The organism is Corynebacterium sp. MSK150 (assembly GCF_030229215.1).
GTDB lineage: Bacteria > Actinomycetota > Actinomycetes > Mycobacteriales > Mycobacteriaceae > Corynebacterium.
Genome location: NZ_JASPHM010000002.1, coordinates 179,969 through 197,149, shown reverse-complemented (window position 1 = coordinate 197,149; position 17,181 = coordinate 179,969). Strand labels below are relative to the sequence as shown.

The window sequence follows — 17,181 nt, the reverse complement described above, 5'->3', positions numbered from 1 at the left end:
GGCCTACTTGGCTAGGGCCTGCTCGATAAGCGCCTCGAGCAGCGCCGAGTATTCCACCCCGGAAGCCGCGAGCACCTGCGGGTACATGGAGATCGGGGTAAAGCCCGGCAGGGTATTGATCTCGTTGATGTACACGGAGTCCTCGGTGACGAAGAAGTCGACTCGGGACAGACCCTCACAGTTGAGGGCCTCGAAGGCGCGGATTGCCATGCCTCGTAATTTCTCGGTCAGCTCAGGTGCGAAAGGTGCAGGGATTTCGGCGGTGACCACATTGTCGAGGTACTTGGTGTCGAAGCCATAAAAGCCCTCATCGGAATCATCGATACCGGCGAGCAGCGCTGGGACGGAGGCCAGCAAGGTGCCATCGGCATAGTGAAGTACGCCGATTTCTACCTCTTTGCCTACGATTTCCGGCTCCACCAGGATCTTTTCGTCATCTTCCAGGGCGAGGTCAACGGCTGCGGGAAACTCCTCCCAAGTAGTGACCTTGGATACGCCGATGGAGGATCCACCGCGTGCGGGTTTTACAAAGACGGGCAGGCCTAGTCGCTGCTTTTCGTCCTCGCTTAGCTCGGTGCGGCCTTTGAGGATAACCTCGGGTGCTACTGGCAGGTCTGCGGCCGCCAGCACCTTCTTGGTAAATTCCTTGTCCATACCCACCGAGGAAGCCAATACCCCTGGGCCTACATAGGGCAAGCCGGAAAGCTCAAAGAGTCCTTGGACCGTGCCGTCCTCACCAAAGGGGCCATGCAGAATGGGAAATACCACGTCGACCTCTGCGAAGAGCGTGCCATCGGTGACGTTGTGGAACTGTCCCCTGGCATTGGGATCAAGAGAAAGGGTCAGTTCTACACCTGGGCTGACCTCCGGCATGACACCATCGACAATTTCTAACCCCTCAGTGGTGCCGGGCGTCCACGTGCCCTCACGGGTAATGCCGATGGGCACCACCTCGAATTTCTCTGGGTCGAGGTGGTTCATGATCGCGCCTGCGGATACGCAGGATACGGAGTGCTCGGTGCTACGGCCGCCATAGATAACGGCCACGCGGGTCTTTTCAGTCATGCCCGCAGATTTTACCCTCGACCTACTCCGACTTCTTGGACCGACCCATCAAAGCGATGATCATATCTTCCACCGCCATACCCTCGTAGCACACGCCATAAACCGCGTGCGTGATAGGCATCTCAACTCCGGCCTGCTGGGCGAGGCGATAGATGGAGTCACAGGAGTAGACGCCCTCCGCGACCTGGCCATTGGTCGCAGCCTTGGCCTCTTCAATCGTGCCGCCTTGACCCAAGCGGTAGCCAAAGGTGCGGTTGCGCGAGAGTGTCGAGGTGCATGTTGCCACCAAGTCGCCCATGCCTGCGAGGCCGGAGAAAGTAAATGGATCCGCCCCCAACTCCACGCCCAGGCGGGTAATTTCCGCCAAACCGCGGGTGATGATGGTGGCCATGGTGTTATTGCCCAGCCCTTTGCCGGAGGCGATACCACAGGCTAAGGCGATGACATTTTTACAGGCGCCACCGATTTCTGCGCCGATGACGTCGGTATTGGTGTAGGGCCGCAGGTACGGCGCGGCGACCGCTGCTTGCACGCGCTGAGCGCGGTCTTCATCGGAGCAGGCAATCACCGTTGCGGCCACTTGGCCGGCAGCAATCTCCTTGGCCAGGTTCGGGCCAGACAGTACCGCCACGCGGTCTTCTGGCACGCCCGCCGCATCCATAATGACCTCGCTCATGCGCTTGAGCGTGGCGGTCTCTACACCCTTAGAAATGGAGACCAAGGTGGCATCTTCCGGCAAGTGCGGCGCCCACTTTTCCACGTTGGCGCGCAAGGTTTGGGAGGGAACGCCGAACACGACGACGTCGGCAAGCGCCAGAGCTTCCGCATCATTGTGGGTGGCCCTCACTGCGGCTGGGAGCCGGGTATCCGGCAAATAGTCCGGATTGGTGTGGGTCTCGTTGATGGCTTGCGCCAATTCCGCGCGGCGCGCCCACAGGCGAACGTCATTTCCGGCGTCCGCAAAGACCTTGGCCAAGGTAGTGCCCCAAGAACCAGCACCCATCACGGCAACATTAACCATGGTGTCTCCTCCAAACGTGCAAATCTATAACCCCAACCTTAAAGCATGCCCGTCCCCCGTGGGGCAAGGATGCACAACGCGCCTAACCCGTGGGACAATGGGCCCTTAGACGTTGTTCTTATAAACCCAATTACTGTGGAAAGGCCCCGTGGAGGCAGACGATGCCCAATATTAAAAAGATGCACGAAACCGACAAGGATCAGCAGCACGAGGAGTTTATTTCCGGCCGCCACCAGGAAATCCCGGTGGACCCCGCCAAGGAATTCCACCGCACTACCCTTGCCGCCGGCGCCGTAATCTGGCGCGGCTCCCCGCAGGACCCAGAAATCGCGCTCATTCACCGCCCCCATTACGATGATTGGTCCCTGCCCAAGGGCAAGGTCGATCCCGGCGAATCCCTGCCCACTACCGCGGCCCGGGAAATCCTGGAGGAGACCGGCTTTAGCGTGCGTCTAGGCAAGCTCATCGGCAAGGTAACGTACCCAGTCCAAGGCCGCACTAAGGTGGTCTACTACTGGGTGGCCAAGTACCTGGGCGGAACCTATTCCGCCAATAGTGAAACCGATGAGCTACGGTGGCTGCCCATCGATGAAGCGCAAGACCTCCTGTCCTACGACGTTGATACCGCGGTAGTGGCCAAGGCGGCTAAGCGCCTACGCATCGCGCCCGCTACCCGCGTGCTCTATGTGCGCCACGCACGCGCGCATGAGAGGGTGAGCTGGCAAGGCGATGACAACCTGCGGCCACTGGATAAGAAGGGCCGCCGCCAAGCAGAGATGCTGGTGCCGATGCTGAGTGCTTTCCACCCCACCGCGATTTACTCAGCCTTGCCCCAGCGCTGCCAGCAGACGGCTGCCCCGCTCGCCGACGAACTAGGCAAGGACATTTCCATCAACAAAAACTTTGGCGACGAGGCCTGGGAGAACGACCCAGAAGCAGCCAAGAAAGCTTTCCGCCGCGTGGTCAACGAAGGCGGCGTTCCCGTCATCGTAAGCCAGGGCGCCACCATTCCTGGCATCATTGAAGACCTCGCACCAAAGTTCCTCAAGAAGCCCGTGGACAAGCTGAAGTTTAAGAAGGCCTCTGTATGGGTCTTGTCCTTTAACGACGGCGAGCTCACCGGTGCCGACTACCTGGCTAGCCCGCTGCCCGTGCGCTAGCTGCTCGGCTCTTCCGCACGCTACTACTAAGGCCCTGCCTGCCACCTGATTCGGTGGACCGGCAGGGCCTTCTGTGCACTCCTATTGTGCGACTACGCAGCTTTCTAGCCGCGCAGTCCAAGGGTGCGGCGGACAAAGAGGACCGTAATGAGTGTATTCAGCGCCGGGAACAAAATGATGCCGACGATGGTAAAGCTCAGCACGGCGTACAGGACGGCAATTAGGACGAGCACCAAGATGGTCACTCCAACATTCTTCTTTGCTACCTCGATGGATGCACCAAAGGTTTCGCCCACGGATAGCTCTGGGCGTGCGGCCTTGACGGCCGGCATCCACGTGAAGAAGAAGGCAGCAAAGAGGCCCGGGATAATCAGGAGGAAAAAGCCTAGAATAACAACCACGAACGACAGCACATAGACCGCCATGAGTCCGGCGATATTCTTAAAGCTAAGGAAGTCCGTTATCTGCAGAGTGCCGGTATCCACCTGCTTATTGGCGGCCTGGTACCAGGTGCTATATGCCCAAATCATCACGAGGAACATCGCAATAAAGACAAGAACCATCACCGCGACCAGCCCGCCAGTAAGAGCAGCATCAGACCCCGAGCTACTGTTGGCTAGGGCATCAATGGATGATCCGCTGCCCGCTAGGACCGCAATCAACACTAAATAGAGGATGAACATCACTACGCCCTGGATCAGTGGACCAAAAATCCACTGCGCCCAATTGCGGCCGAAATAGCGGAAGCTATCGCCGATTACCTGAATGGCATCTACGTCTCGGCCAAACAGGGAATCGTCTCCCGGATACGGGCTTCCGGCATATCCGGGTTGGCCGTATTGCTGCTGTCCATACTGTTGCTGGCCGAACTGCTGTTGACCATAGTGCTGTTGCCCGTAGCCAGACTGGCCATTCGCGTCGTGCCCACGAGATGCAGACTCATTGCCGGCTCCAGGGTGCTCTGCACCGTTGTTTCCTGAATTGAAGGAATCATTATTCGAATAGGGATTGCTCATAAGTCTAAAGCTAGGGTGCTACTGTGTTGCGGGAAACTGGAGAAAGCAATTGTTACCTATACGTTACCGAGTTGTACCCCCACCTCTACCCCAAGGCGAAAGCTTAAGGTTCACGTATGAACGCACGGCACCCCTACAGCCCTTTCGCCTTTAGGACTGTAGGGGCACCGCCGGCCCGCCGATCGCCATCGATTCTTCTGTTATTGGGCGTGAACAGCAGGCTTGAAGCTGGGGCGACGCGATTCGTACGTAGCGATTGCATCCTCGTTGCGGAGCGTAATGCCGATATCATCCAGCCCTTCCATCAACCGCCAACGGGTGTAGTCATCAATATCGAAGCGGTAGGTATTTTCACCCACTGTGACTGTTCGAGCCTCCAGGTCCACGGTGACCTGAGTTTCTCCAGATTCGAGCTGCTTCCAGATGAGCTCGATATCTTCTTGCTCCATCAACCCAGTAAGCAGTCCAGACTTTCCAGCGTTACCGCGGAAAATATCTGCAAAGCGGGAAGAAAACACGGCGCGGAAGCCGTATTCACTCAACGCCCACACTGCGTGCTCCCGGGAGGAGCCGGTGCCAAAATCACTACCCGCAAAAAGCACCGAGCCATCCTTGAATTGCGCCTGGTTGAGCACAAAATTGTCATCGGAGCGCCAATTGGAAAATAGGCCTTCAGAAAAACCGGTCCGCTTAACCGACTTCAAGTAGCGCGCGGGGATGATCTGATCAGTATCCACATTGGAAGCGCGCAGGGGCACGCCCGTTCCCGTATGGGTAATAAATTTCTCCATTGTCAATGCCTTTCTAAGCCCTTAATCCAGGTCTGCAGGGCTAGACAGGTAGCCGGTCACGGCAGTTGCGGCAGCCACCTGCGGGGAGACAAGGTGCGTGCGCCCACCAGGACCTTGACGGCCCTCGAAGTTGCGGTTGGAGGTGGAGGCGGATCGCTCGCCCGGAGCCAATTGATCTGGGTTCATACCCAAGCACATCGAGCAGCCGGCGGTACGCCACTCCGCGCCGAACTCTCGGAAGACTTCGTCGAGGCCTTCCTCCTCCGCTTGGGCTTTGACCACGGCGGAGGACGGCACGACCATCATCCGCGTATCGGCAGCGATGGTGCGTCCCTTCACCACGTCGGCCGCAGCGCGCAGGTCTTCGATGCGGGCATTGGTACAGGACCCGACGAAGACGGTATCGATCTTGATATCACGCAGTGGAGTACCTGGCTGCAGGTCCATATACTGCAAGGCCTTTTCCACAGTGGCCTTTTCATTGTCGTCACCACAGTCTTCCGGATCTGGGACCTTCTCCCCTAACGGAAGGCCCTGCCCAGGATTGGTTCCCCAGGTAACGAATGGGGTCAGCGAGGAGCCATCAATTTCCACGACGGTATCGAATTCTGCGCCTTCGTCCGTGGGAAGCGTCTTCCAATACTCAACTGCAGCATCCCAGTCTGCTCCTGTGGGAGCGAACTCGCGCCCCTTGACATACTCGAAAGTCGTCTCATCGGGAGCGACCATCCCAGCGCGGGCCCCTGCCTCAATAGACATATTGCACATCGTCATACGCGCTTCCATGGACATCTTGCGAATGGCCTCACCGCGGTATTCAATGATGTGGCCTTGCCCGCCACCGGTACCGATTTTGGCGATAATGGCCAAAATGAGGTCCTTGGCAGATACGCCCTCTTGCAGCTCTCCAGTCACCTCAATAGCCATGGTCTTGAATGGCTTTAAAGAAAGCGTCTGCGTAGCCATGACGTGTTCTACCTCAGAGGTGCCAATACCCATGGCGATAGATCCAAAGGCGCCGTGCGTGGAAGTATGCGAGTCGCCACACACGATTGTCATACCTGGCTGGGTGATGCCCAGCTGCGGGCCAACCGTGTGCACGATGCCCTGCTGGGCATCACCCATCGAGTGCAAGCGCACTCCAAATTCCTCGCAGTTCTTGCGCAGGGTCGATACCTGGGTGCGTGAAACCTCATCCTTGATTTCCAAGAGGTTTCCGGTCTTGATGCCTTGCGTGGGAACGTTATGGTCTTCGGTGGCCAAGTGCAGCTCAGGGTGACGCAACGTGCGGCCGGCCAGCCGCAGGCCATCAAATGCCTGCGGACTGGTAACTTCATGTAGTAGCTGAAAGTCAATAAAGATGAGGTCTGGTGCCCCAGCATCGCCGTGTTGGACGACGTGATCGCGCCACACTTTTTCTGCCAATGTCAGCTTCTGGTTCATAAACATCTCTCCACACTTGAAATCTCATGAGTTGGGACGTAGATTTCATTGTATGGGAGAGTATAGCGCAGTTTCCGGAATTAAGGTGTTGGATCGAGCAATGGCCATTATGATGGCCGCCGCCAACCACCCCTCCACCCTCAATGAATTATGCGAAACCACGGGGCTACCTCGGGCGACGGCACATAGATTGGCCACCGCGCTCGAGGCACACCGCATCCTCGTTCGCACCCCCGATGGAAAGTGGAAGGCCGGCCCTGCCCTTCCCGGCAACCGCGACCACCTCCTCGAGGCAGCGGGACCAATCATGGAGAAACTGCGCGAACACACCGGAGAATCCATCCAGCTCTACGAAGTCACTGGAAATACCCGCACCTGCATTGCCACTAAGGAGCCGGAATCCGGCCTCCACAACGTCGTACCAGTCGGGCGCCAGCTACCGCTTAGCTCCGGCTCTGCCGCGCGCATCATTGCCGCATTTGTAGACATTAATACCGATAACGCCTCGTTTACCCAAGCAGACATTGAGGCGGCCAGAAACCAAGGTTATTCCGAGTCTATTGAGGAACGCGAAGCCGGCTTAGCCTCCATCTCCGCGCCGGTTTTCGATGGTTCCGGCACCTTCCTCGCAGTATTGTCGATTTCCGGATCTGCCGAGCGCTTCCAACCTTCCCCGGCCCAGAAATACGCCGACATTCTCACTTCCGCCGCACGCGAATTGAGCAATCTCCTTTAAGGCCCTCCCTAGCTTTACGACGCCCGCCTCCACCTAACCCCAAGGAGGCGGGCCGATTTATTTCCCAAACCAGAAAAATCAGAGAAACGCGCCCACGCCTATTGAAACCGAAATGAAAATGCGGTTTAATGAAAACACACTGAAAACAACGGGGCTTCCCCCCACCAGAGAGGATCAGGCATCATGACCCACACCACCCACGAAGACCATACCCACACCCATGGCGCCGATTGCGGCCACGTTTCCTTCCCACACGGCGACCACACCGACTACCTCCACGAAGGCCACATTCACCGTGAGCATGATGGCCACTGGGACGAGTGCGAGACCACCGAGCACGTTGAAGCCGAGGCGCACGCCGACCACACCCATGGTGAAGGCTGCGGCCACGTAGCGATCCCGCACGGCGACCACGTGGACTACCTGCACGACGGCCACCGCCACGCCGCCCACGGCGATCACTACGACGAGCACTAAGCGCTTATCGAGGCATAGCCCCATACCGCTTGCCGCCTGGACCCCTTCAACTATGGGCCCAGGCGGCCTTCTCTATGCCCACCCCCTACTGCTGAAATCCTCCCCGAAATTCACACCAGAAACATATCTGCAAGCTCGGCGGGACGCGCTCTCTCATTTCTGTTTAAAATGACAGTCAGACTATTAGTTCTTTCCGGTTGGGTGCTACGGTTTTTCGAGTGATTACTAGTTGGAAGATTTTTCTTCAAGATTTTGTCCGCTTGTGGCGGACCCCGCAGGTCTGGGTGATCCTCATTGGTTTGATGATCACCCCAGCCCTGTATTCTTGGGTAAACATCTCCGGTTTCTGGGACCCATACGGAAACACAGAACACCTCAAGGTCGCCGTAGTTAATGAGGACAAAGGCGCATCCTCGGAGATGACTGGCCACTTAGACGTTGGCGGGCAGATGATTGACAAGCTGCATGACAATGACGAGCTGGGCTGGCAGTTCATGGACAGGCAGGAAGCCGAAGACGCCGTTAAGAAGGGTGACGTCTTCGCCTCGGTGATTGTCCCCGAAGACTTCTCGGCCGATTTCGTGAACCTTTTTAAAGGTACCTATTCTCAGCCCACGCTGGAATATCACGTCAATGAGAAGCTCAACGCCATTGCACCGAAGATTACTGATACTGGCGCTTCGACACTAGACACCACCATCAGCTCGACCTTCAAGGAGCAGGTAGCGGATTCGGTGGCTACGGAGCTAAAGAACTCCGGTGGCGATTTGAGCCAGAAGATTAACAGTACCGCAAGCAAGACCGCGGATTCTTTTTCAGAGACCGCAGATACGGTAGCTAACTCCCGCAGCCAACTTGCTGACGTGCATTCCACCATCGAGGATGCGCGCCCAACTATCGCGCAAGCCCGCGAGTCTTTGGGCACGGTGCAAAAGACCCTCGACGATGCCCAGACCGCCTTGGATGAGCTGAACGCTATAACCGCAGAGGTCCAGCGGGAAGTCACTTCTTTCTCGGACGATGCCACCGCTGCCTACGTAGAAGGCACGACCGCTATGGCGGACGGCACCGCCTCCGCCAATGCCACCGTGGGCTCGGTCTCCGGCAAACTGCGCGGCGCCCTCAACCGCGTTGCTGCCGCATCCGCTGGCGCGTCTGGAATCGTCGGTGAAGCTGATCGGGCTATCGATCAGCTCGATAAGCTTGCGGCTTCACCGGCCCTGCCCCCGCAGGTTTCCCAACAGATTAAGGATCAGGTAGGAGAACTCCGCGAACGCAATGACCAAAATAAGGCCGTTCTCGGTGACTTAGATACTCTCAACGGCGATACGAACGACACCATCGATTCGCTCAATAAGACCACGGGCATGTTGGAAAAGATGGCCGCCCAAACGCGCGATGATTCCCACGCGCTGCGCGATAATGTAGCCGAAGGCCTACCCAAGCTCAACGCTGCGCTTTCCGCCGTCACCGCTACCACCGGAAAGCTATCCGCCTCACTCGAAAGCCAGCAGGCACTGGTCGGGCAAACCGATGGGCTCTTGGGCGGCGTCGACGAGCAGCTAAGCCAGGCCCAGCAAGTAGTTGAGCGTTTTTCTGTGGACCTCGACGGTATTGAGGAGGGGCTTCGTGCCTCCCGCAGCGACGTGATTGCGCTGAGCAATACTGCCAATAACAATTCCATTTTGCAGTCTGTCAAGGGCCTTAACACCGATGAGGTGTCTTCCTTCCTTGCCTCCCCTGCGGAGATGGAAAGCCACGCCGTATTCCCTGTAAAGCACTATGGTTCCGGCATGTCCTCGCTCTTTATCAACCTCACGCTGTGGATCGGCGCGTTCATGCTGCTCATCATCTTCCGTGCTGAGGTAGACCCGCAGGGCCGCAAGGACCTCACCATTACCAAGGCTTACCTTGCCCGCTTCCTTTTGCTTTCCTTCTTTGCCATTGCCCAGGCACTCATCGTGTCCATCGGCAACCTGGCCATTGGTGTTGAACATGCCAATGCATTGGCCTACGTCGCTACCGCGGTCATCGTGGGCCTGTGCTACCTGAGCATTACCTATAGCTTGGTTTCTACGTTTGGACACGTAGGCCGCGGCATCGCGGTGGTCTTCGCCTTCATCCAGATTCCGGGCGCATCCGGCCTCTACCCCATTGAGATGACGCCGGACTTCTTCCGCGCGGTGCATCCATTCCTGCCCTTTACCTACGGCATCGATGCCATGCGCGAGACCGTCGGTGGTTTCTACGGCAACCACTATGCGCGCGACCTTGCCGCGCTCATCGGCATGGCCGCGATCGCTTACCTCATCGGTACTGTGATGCGCCGCGGCCTGTCCAACGTCAACATGCTGGTCAATGACGAACTGCATAAGGGCGGTCTCGTTATCAATGAGCAGGTCCACCTGGTCGGCAGCCGGTACCGCTTTACCGACCTCCTCTATGCCTTGAATGACCGCGAGGCGTACCAACAAAGCTTGGAGGATAAGTGGAGCATGGCCCGCAGGAATTACTCCCAGCTGATGAAGATTACCGTCGCGGTAGGCCTAGCGTTAGTCGTCGCTTTGGGCATCTACTCACGCATTAACCCTGAAGAAAAGGCCATCATCTTCGGCCTGGCCTGCCTGGTGACGCTCATTGCGGTGGGCGTTATCTGCTCCCTTGAGTACGTCAAGCAGAGCATCGCGCACGATAGCCGCCTGGCGGATCTCAGTGATGAGGAAATCCAGGAGCACCTCGAGCACCGACAGGAACACCCAAACCGCTACCTCCTAGAGGACTTAGACGAGGAATCCACATTTTCTAATGCCAGCGAGACCAAGGAAATGCCCGCCGTTGATGGCGATGGCTCCGGAAAGGGAGGCGAGTAAGTCATGAAAAACATCCTGACCATTCTCCGCGATGACCTCCACGCCATTCGCACCAATGTAATGACCGCGGTCATCATCTTTGGCCTTGCCATCATCCCGTTGCTTTTCACCTCCTTCAACGTGTTGGCCAGCTGGGATCCCTTTTCTAATACCGACCAACTCAAGATCGCTGTGGCCAGCGAGGATGAAGGCCACGAAAGCGACCTCGCCTCCCTGAAACTGAATTTGGGCGATAAGGTGCTCTCACAGCTCAGCCGCAATCAAGATATCGATTGGGTCATTACTGATAGCGCCGATGCCGTCGAAGGAACGAAGTCTGGCGAATACTATGCCGGCATTGTTCTGCCCAAGGACTTCAGCGCGGATTTGCTCACGTTTTATGTAGAAGGAACCGAGCCAAGCAAGCTCAACCTCTATACCAATGAGAAGAAGAATGCGCTGTCTACCATCATCACGCAAAAGAGTGCGGACGGCGTCATCCAGAAAATCAACGAGTCCTTCACCCGCGTGGTATCCAATGTCGGCCTTGGCGTCGTCTCGGATTTTGATAAATACCTTAATGAGGACGATACCCAGACTGCACTCAATAACCTGCACAACCGCGTCAATAACGTCAGCACTCGCCTCGATGCTGCGGCTGGCACCGTAGGTGCACTAAGCAATCTGGTCGACTCCACCCTGCCGCTTACGCAGGCTGCGGACAATATCCTCGCCGAGGCTGGCCGCCAGGCTACGGAGACCGACAATGACCAAGGCGAAAACCCCATCGACGTTCTGCGCTCTACCCTCAATGACTCGGCTGGCTCACTCGACGCTTCCTTGGCGGCTACAACGCAAAGCTACGATGCGCTCTCTGCCCAGGTTGATGAGTTGCTCGATAATGCAAGCACCACCAGCGCACAAACGGCGCAGACCTACCGCACCGCAGCTGAGCGTGTAGACGAGCAGACAAAGGCCTTTGAGGGAGTTCGCGCTTCCCTCAAGGACCAAGCCGATAAGGTAGCTCTACCAGCTCCAGTCGCGGGTGGATATAAGGCGATGATGGGCCAGATTGATGCCTCCATTGCGCAGAGCAACGCGCTGCATGATTCGCTGGTATCTACCGCCGATGACCTTGAGCAAGGCCGTGGCACGTCCCAAGACTCCCGACAGCGCACCAAGGGTGCCATCGCCAATGCCAAGCAGGCTGCTGAAAAGGCACGCAATTCCTATAACGAGAACCTCAAGCCGCAGCTAGACCAGCTCAACCAGAGCGTCTCGGTGGTCGCGGACGATATTGATGCTGTCAAGCAGGACATCGCAGGCATTCGCTCTTCGGTCTCCCAGAAGGAGGGGTCGCCACAGCAAAGCCTGGCGCGCGCCCGCGATACCACCGCCAGCCTTGCCAGCACCCTGCGGGAGCAAAGCGGCCGTTTTGCTGACATGGGCCGAAAAATCGACGAGGTGCGCCGTGGCGGCGATTTAGACAAGCTAGCGGATATCGTCGGCAACGATCCAGAACTGCTCGCCTCCCGCATTGCCGCTCCCGTGGCTGTAGACCGCCAGCCGGTCTACCCTGTCGCTGCCTTTGGCGTGGGTATGACGCCGTTCTACCTCGCTTTGTCGCTGTGGGTAGGGGCCCTTCTGGCATGCGTGCTGGTGCATACCAACGCCGAGCGTAAATACTTGCGCAAGGACGAGAACGGCAATTACGACGAGAGCGAATTCACCCGTGGTCAAGCGTTCTTCGGTCGCTTTGCCACACTCGGCCTAGTTGGCCTCGCGCAGGCCACCTTGGTGGTTCTCAGCCTTATCTTCTTCGTCCAGATCGAGCCCGCGCACCCATTCATGCTCATGTTCGCTGCATGGATAGTCTCCCTGGTGTTTATGTTGATCATCTATTCACTTGTCATCACACTCGATAGTGCCGGCAAGGCCTTGGCGGTGTTGTTGCTCGTGATACAAGTCTCTGGCTCCGGCGGCGCGTACCCGCTGCCCCTGCTGCCTGAGTGGTTCCAGAACGTGAGCCCGTGGCTGCCAGCGACGTACGCTATTGATGCTTTCCGCAGCGCCATTGCGGGCATCTACCACGGCGATATATGGCGCGAGTTGGGCATGCTACTGTTATTTACCATCCCCGCACTCATCGTCGGCCTCATTCTCCGCCGCGCTATGGATGCCTATCACAAGCGCCTCAAGAAGGCGATTAAGAAGACAAAGGTAATGGCGTAGCCTCGCTTGGCGACGTCTCCCCTTCCGCCCTTCCTACACCGCCCACCAAGCCCTTTTTCACGGCTTGGTGGGCTTCTTTCATGGTCGGGTCCCACGCTAGTGCCCGAAAGACCTAGAAGCGGCTGAGAAAGCCGCATATCCATCCGCTAACAAGGACTCGGATACCTTTCCTATCGCTAGGTCTAGATTCCTCCTTAAGGGATTCCCTCGAACGCAGCCTGCGTACGCGTAGCCACTTACGGCATACCTGAGTCCCTACTGAAGCACCGCTACGGGAGTCTGCGCCCCGCTTTACCCCAGCTCCCATACCGTCCCGTGGGCAGGATGGTTAGCCCTTGGACATCGAGACCTGTCCTACAAGCCGCTAGACCGCACAGGTCTTAGGTAAAGAAAAAGCTGCGAGCCATGTGGCTCGCAGCTTTCCGTTGGGCGGTTTCACGAAACTCCCCCACCAGCCAGAACGTCTGACCTGCTAATACCCCTGCACCACAGAATTTCAGAGCTTGCACCACGGCAAGAGAACTACCTCGGCGTTCTCACCCAGCGAGGATGCTCACTAATCCACGAGTCACTTCGCTCACAGTCTAGAGTTCCAACTCCATCTGTTCAGTAGTTTCGCCATCGTCTGTACATACGGTCAACAGCTCATAGCTCGTCTTCTCTTCATCGTCCGGTCCGACCTGAGTCTCTATGCGGATCCGCATGTCGTACGTCTTCGCAAGGTTCGCTTCGCCCGAGCTAACGAGAGCTGCAAACTCTTCGTCAAGCATACGAATGGATATCGTTCCAAACTCTGCGGTCTCAATTCGCCATTTGCGCTTAAGAGGCTCAATGAGATTCGCCGTGGCAAAGCGAGCCGAGACGGTCACAACTTGAGCTGTTGGCTCTGGAAGCGTCTCCGCGTATTTGACCATTCTCCGTGCCTCTTCTTCGTTGATGTGCACTTCAACGCTGCGAGAGCCGGCGAGTTCTACTGTTTCAATCCCTGGTTCAAGAGTCGGCTTTACGATCGCTGCAACATTCTTGCGCCCTCGAGACTTTGCTAAGAGTGCATCAGCTAGCCTTTCAAGTTGCAAGTTCTCACGAAGATCTGGATATGGAACTTCTGTTTGCTCCTGCATTGCGGCTTTGTTTGACAGAGCCTTCATGACCCAGCCGATGATCTCTTTGACAGTCACAATACCACCCGCAAGGGTGATTGCAGTGTTGGCTTTCGGATCCGAGGCCCAGTTCAGAACCCCATCAAGAGCCTGACTTCCAATATCAAAGTAGACCGAATACGAGCCTTGCTCGACTCCAACGATCTCCAGCTCAGGTACTTCAGCGGACAGTGGATCGACGTTGCGGTAGATAGCCTTAACGAGTTCGTCCAACGCCAAGAAGACGGGACCGATCTCTGCGACCGACATCGGCTCGAACTGCAAACGTGCGCCATCGTACTTCAGCAGGAAAGACTCTTCAGACATGGAAATATACTAACGGGTACACGCTTGGAACGAGCTGTACGCACAACTATTCATGATCAATCACGCCCATCAGCCACTCCCTTACCGCCGCGTACCCCGTCACCTGCCACGCCGGTAACTTATTCCCTTCCATCTCCGCTGCCACGGCATTCTGAATAAGCCAATGCAAGTAGTTCCGCCGCAGCTCCGAGTGCCACATCTCCAGTTCGCCGTCAGCAAGACCAGCTGGGTCATACGGGAACGCTAACAGGGCCTCGGGATCCTGCACCCCATGCTCCTTGAGCACCTTGCGGACTTCCATCGCCGACCGCTCATCGTTCATGGCCCACAGGAACAGATCCTCGATGATGCCGCTGCAAAAGGAAACCAACTCTCAATGTTCAACCTCAGCCGTGACACCCTCAACGATCAGCAGGACATGACCTAACTCGTAAAGCCCCGTCCAGCCGCCGAGCATGTCCCACTCGTTGTGCAAAGCGCTATTCAGGTCAGTGATAAGTAGCTTGGCTCCTGGGTGGTGTTGATCCATAGCGTCAAGATCCACCTAAGGGAGGTAAGGCCAGTACCTGCGAGCTGCCACAAGGTCGATCATCGCAACGACGTCGGGCGGGAGCTCTGATTGTGGGATTGCGGCTTTGGTCTCGGCTCCAATGATCCAGTAGCAATCTGATGTGAATAGGGAGTCAGTTGTTGCTCTCCTGCGTCGTAGGGACAGGAACAAGTATGACGAATGGGAGCAGGATCAGCGAACCCCGCTCAGGCGAGTCAACAGAACGGGGTTGGTGTCAAAAGCGGTATTGGAAATTCAGGCCAGGAATGTTGAGGTTCTGCGCCATGAACCCCCAAGTTCGGAGTCCACTCCTCCAACTATCCTATTCGACATGATGCAAACCCACGCCAATTATTCTCGCCCCTTCCCTGACTATTGGTTTCCGGCATTAGCAAGGCTGTGTCGAGAAACAGCTCAAAATATACAGACGATAGGCCAAGCCAACTTCAGTCTCACAGCGGAAGAAAAGCAAGGAATCAACGAGTATTTCCAAGCCGAGGATTACAACGTTGCTCTCATCGGCGAAGAGATAACCGGTGGGTCTGCAGACCTCGTTGGAGGGTGGCTCTACACAGTCAATAACCTTCTCGATGGTCCTTTCGTCAGCCCCGTGACCATCGCGCCCATTACTCGTGCAGCAATCGAGACCAGTGCGCAGATCGCATACCTAAATGCATTTGAACCGACCGAGCGATGCTTCTGGGCCATGCGAGCGGTCACAGACAAGATTCATTATGAAAAGGAGCGTGACCTCGTTCCAGGTGTATTCCCCCGACTCAAAGAAGCAACAAAGGTCCACACGGCCCGGCACCGTGGGACGAAATTTGAGTTCCCTAGCAATACCGCCCTAGTACGTGAAACGCTTAAAGTCTTGGGCGGCTACCGGATGTACAAGGAGACGAGCGCATATACGCACCAGCATGCTTGGACAGCCTACAAGCACAGCAATTACGTCATGTATAACCCTTTGCCGTTAGAGCTCCGAACGATTCGCTTCGTCTTAGACGCGTTAGCAGCAGCTGACTACGCTGCACGCTCCTTCTTCAACTATCGAGATACGACAATGACTGCTACTGCGTACTCTAACCTCGACATGTTGCTAGGCATACGCAAATCCATCCGTGATGAGTTCGTAGCTTGGATGACCGAAAACAACGTCGCTCCCGCGCCTTAAACCACCCGCAGGCCCTCGCCACGTCTGTCTCCATGAAACAGCCCCCGCACCGCCACTAAATCCTTATCTCCGAGGTCTGGGCGGTACTGCTCGTTGCGCCTCAACGTCCTGATCCTCGCCGCTTGACAAATAAACGCATCGAGCACATAGCGGTTCACCAAGTCCACGTTCCATGTCGCTTTGAGTCTGCGAATATCAGGCCGCATTGCTGACTCGACCTTGTTGCGTGCCGTCCTGCCCGTCACATCATCAGGCTCTCGGCTCGTCACTTTGGGGCGCAATATGTACCCATCTCGCCCCGCCTTGTCTAGGTCGAGAAGGTAGACCCAGCGAGCCGTGACGGGGATCGTGCGGTCGGGCAGTTGGATGAGCACTTCCCGCTCATCAGCCTCGGCACTTGACCACTTCAGCCCACTCATTTGTCGGCTCGTCAACCCTGCAACTAACCCCAGCCCCACAATCTTGCGCCGCTCGCAGCTGATGATCTCGTCCGTGTCTACACACCAATCGAGTACGTCTGTGATCTCAGCTGGGTGTACGGCGGTTGTGAGGTCGTACGAGCGTGCTTCTTTTAGATCGTCTGCCCAATCCAGCTCGGGTTGAGCGCTTCCCCGAACCTACGCAGCGTGGTCTTGCACACGCCCCGTGAATGAGCGGAGAGAGCGTCTAGCTCATCGCAGATCATCATCTCGATCGTCTCAACGTCAAGCACGACCTCAATGTCTTGCTCATAGCCGTCCCTGTTGCACACCACATCGACCAGACACGTTAGGACAGGCATGTAGCGGTTGTAGGCAGTCTCGAGGTGGAGGTCGCGGTATTGCTGCCCAAGGGTCACTGTGAAATCGCGAATCGCTTCCCAGCGCTCGTTGGGGATGGTGGAGGGTTGGTAGGTTTCGAAGGCCATGTTCGCTGGCCATTTCTCTCTTTAGTTTCGAGGTAGTAAGTATGACCTGCCGGTCTACCGGGTCCAGGATCCCTTAGGCAACTCGACGGGCGCAGCTGAGGTCTCTCGTACCGGCCACACGCTAGTCTCGACGAATTGTTCAATCGCCATGATGGGATCGACTCGCCGCGCACGAAGCGAGTCGTCATCGTGCGCGAGATTTGCGAGCACTCCGCCACATAGCGAACAGAGCCATGTTTACCAGCCTGCATCTGTACGTTCTTCGCCATCAGGACCAAGCGACGATGAACCTCG

Annotated in this window: 16 protein-coding genes; 7 read left to right on the top strand and 9 right to left on the bottom strand. The window is 56.8% G+C overall.

Annotated elements, in window-relative coordinates:
- Positions 1 to 3: 3 nt before the first annotated feature.
- Positions 4 to 1,065 carry a D-alanine--D-alanine ligase family protein gene (locus tag QP941_RS02105; RefSeq protein WP_239279360.1) on the bottom strand — a complete coding sequence of 354 codons (1,062 nt, stop codon included), beginning with the start codon at positions 1,063 to 1,065 and terminating at the stop codon, positions 4 to 6.
- Positions 1,066 to 1,087: 22 nt separating this feature from the next.
- Positions 1,088 to 2,086: an NAD(P)H-dependent glycerol-3-phosphate dehydrogenase gene (locus QP941_RS02100; protein WP_284867830.1), complete on the bottom strand. Its 999-nt coding sequence runs from the start codon at positions 2,084 to 2,086 to the stop codon at positions 1,088 to 1,090.
- A 161-nt stretch (positions 2,087 to 2,247) separates the two neighbouring features.
- Here QP941_RS02100 and QP941_RS02095 point away from each other — a divergent pair, with 161 nt between their 5' ends.
- A complete protein-coding gene (locus tag QP941_RS02095) occupies positions 2,248 to 3,246 on the top strand; it encodes an NUDIX hydrolase (protein ID WP_284867828.1) in 999 nt (332 codons plus the stop codon).
- A 104-nt stretch (positions 3,247 to 3,350) separates the two neighbouring features.
- On the opposite strand, the gene QP941_RS02090 is transcribed toward QP941_RS02095, so the two are convergent.
- The 3 genes from QP941_RS02090 to leuC all read right to left on the bottom strand — a co-directional run bounded on the left by QP941_RS02090 (position 3,351) and on the right by leuC (position 6,496).
- A complete protein-coding gene (locus tag QP941_RS02090) occupies positions 3,351 to 4,262 on the bottom strand; it encodes a hypothetical protein (protein WP_284867826.1) in 912 nt (303 codons plus the stop codon).
- A 200-nt stretch (positions 4,263 to 4,462) separates the two neighbouring features.
- Complete coding sequence (leuD, locus tag QP941_RS02085; RefSeq protein WP_284867824.1) at positions 4,463 to 5,053, bottom strand: 3-isopropylmalate dehydratase small subunit; 591 nt, start codon at positions 5,051 to 5,053, stop codon at positions 4,463 to 4,465.
- A 21-nt stretch (positions 5,054 to 5,074) separates the two neighbouring features.
- Positions 5,075 to 6,496 (bottom strand): 3-isopropylmalate dehydratase large subunit, encoded by a 1,422-nt coding sequence (leuC, locus tag QP941_RS02080; RefSeq protein ID WP_284867823.1) that lies wholly within the window; start codon positions 6,494 to 6,496, stop codon positions 5,075 to 5,077.
- A 52-nt stretch (positions 6,497 to 6,548) separates the two neighbouring features.
- Here leuC and QP941_RS02075 point away from each other — a divergent pair, with 52 nt between their 5' ends.
- The 4 genes from QP941_RS02075 to QP941_RS02060 all read left to right on the top strand — a co-directional run bounded on the left by QP941_RS02075 (position 6,549) and on the right by QP941_RS02060 (position 12,790).
- Positions 6,549 to 7,232: an IclR family transcriptional regulator gene (locus QP941_RS02075; RefSeq protein ID WP_239279382.1), complete on the top strand. Its 684-nt coding sequence runs from the start codon at positions 6,549 to 6,551 to the stop codon at positions 7,230 to 7,232.
- 183 nt (positions 7,233 to 7,415) lie between these two features.
- Positions 7,416 to 7,709, top strand: a complete 294-nt coding sequence (locus QP941_RS02070; RefSeq protein WP_234447205.1) for a hypothetical protein — start codon at positions 7,416 to 7,418, stop codon at positions 7,707 to 7,709.
- Between the two features lie 218 nt (positions 7,710 to 7,927).
- Positions 7,928 to 10,579: a YhgE/Pip domain-containing protein gene (locus QP941_RS02065; RefSeq protein WP_239279383.1), complete on the top strand. Its 2,652-nt coding sequence runs from the start codon at positions 7,928 to 7,930 to the stop codon at positions 10,577 to 10,579.
- 3 nt (positions 10,580 to 10,582) lie between these two features.
- Positions 10,583 to 12,790, top strand: a complete 2,208-nt coding sequence (locus QP941_RS02060; RefSeq protein ID WP_239279384.1) for a YhgE/Pip domain-containing protein — start codon at positions 10,583 to 10,585, stop codon at positions 12,788 to 12,790.
- Positions 12,791 to 13,374: 584 nt separating this feature from the next.
- On the opposite strand, the gene QP941_RS02055 is transcribed toward QP941_RS02060, so the two are convergent.
- Together QP941_RS02055 and QP941_RS02050 are read right to left on the bottom strand one after the other, a co-directional pair.
- Positions 13,375 to 14,256: an LAPAL motif-containing putative phage structural protein gene (locus QP941_RS02055; protein WP_284867822.1), complete on the bottom strand. Its 882-nt coding sequence runs from the start codon at positions 14,254 to 14,256 to the stop codon at positions 13,375 to 13,377.
- A 46-nt stretch (positions 14,257 to 14,302) separates the two neighbouring features.
- Complete coding sequence (locus QP941_RS02050; RefSeq protein ID WP_284867821.1) at positions 14,303 to 14,524, bottom strand: hypothetical protein; 222 nt, start codon at positions 14,522 to 14,524, stop codon at positions 14,303 to 14,305.
- A gap of 3 nt (positions 14,525 to 14,527) precedes the next feature.
- On the opposite strand from QP941_RS02050, the gene QP941_RS02045 reads away from it, so the two are divergent.
- On the top strand, positions 14,528 to 14,683 hold the full coding sequence (locus tag QP941_RS02045; protein ID WP_284867820.1) for a hypothetical protein: 156 nt from the start codon (positions 14,528 to 14,530) through the stop codon (positions 14,681 to 14,683).
- Positions 14,684 to 15,137: 454 nt separating this feature from the next.
- Positions 15,138 to 15,980: a hypothetical protein gene (locus tag QP941_RS02040; RefSeq protein ID WP_284791309.1), complete on the top strand. Its 843-nt coding sequence runs from the start codon at positions 15,138 to 15,140 to the stop codon at positions 15,978 to 15,980.
- Here QP941_RS02040 and QP941_RS02035 read toward each other — a convergent pair.
- Entirely contained in the window at positions 15,977 to 16,399 is a 423-nt protein-coding gene (locus QP941_RS02035; protein ID WP_284791310.1) for a hypothetical protein, read from the bottom strand. The genes QP941_RS02040 and QP941_RS02035 overlap by 4 nt on opposite strands.
- Before the next feature lie 152 nt (positions 16,400 to 16,551).
- Positions 16,552 to 16,761, bottom strand: coding sequence for a hypothetical protein (locus tag QP941_RS02030; RefSeq protein WP_284867819.1), 210 nt, complete (start codon positions 16,759 to 16,761; stop codon positions 16,552 to 16,554).
- Positions 16,762 to 17,181: the final 420 nt, after the last annotated feature.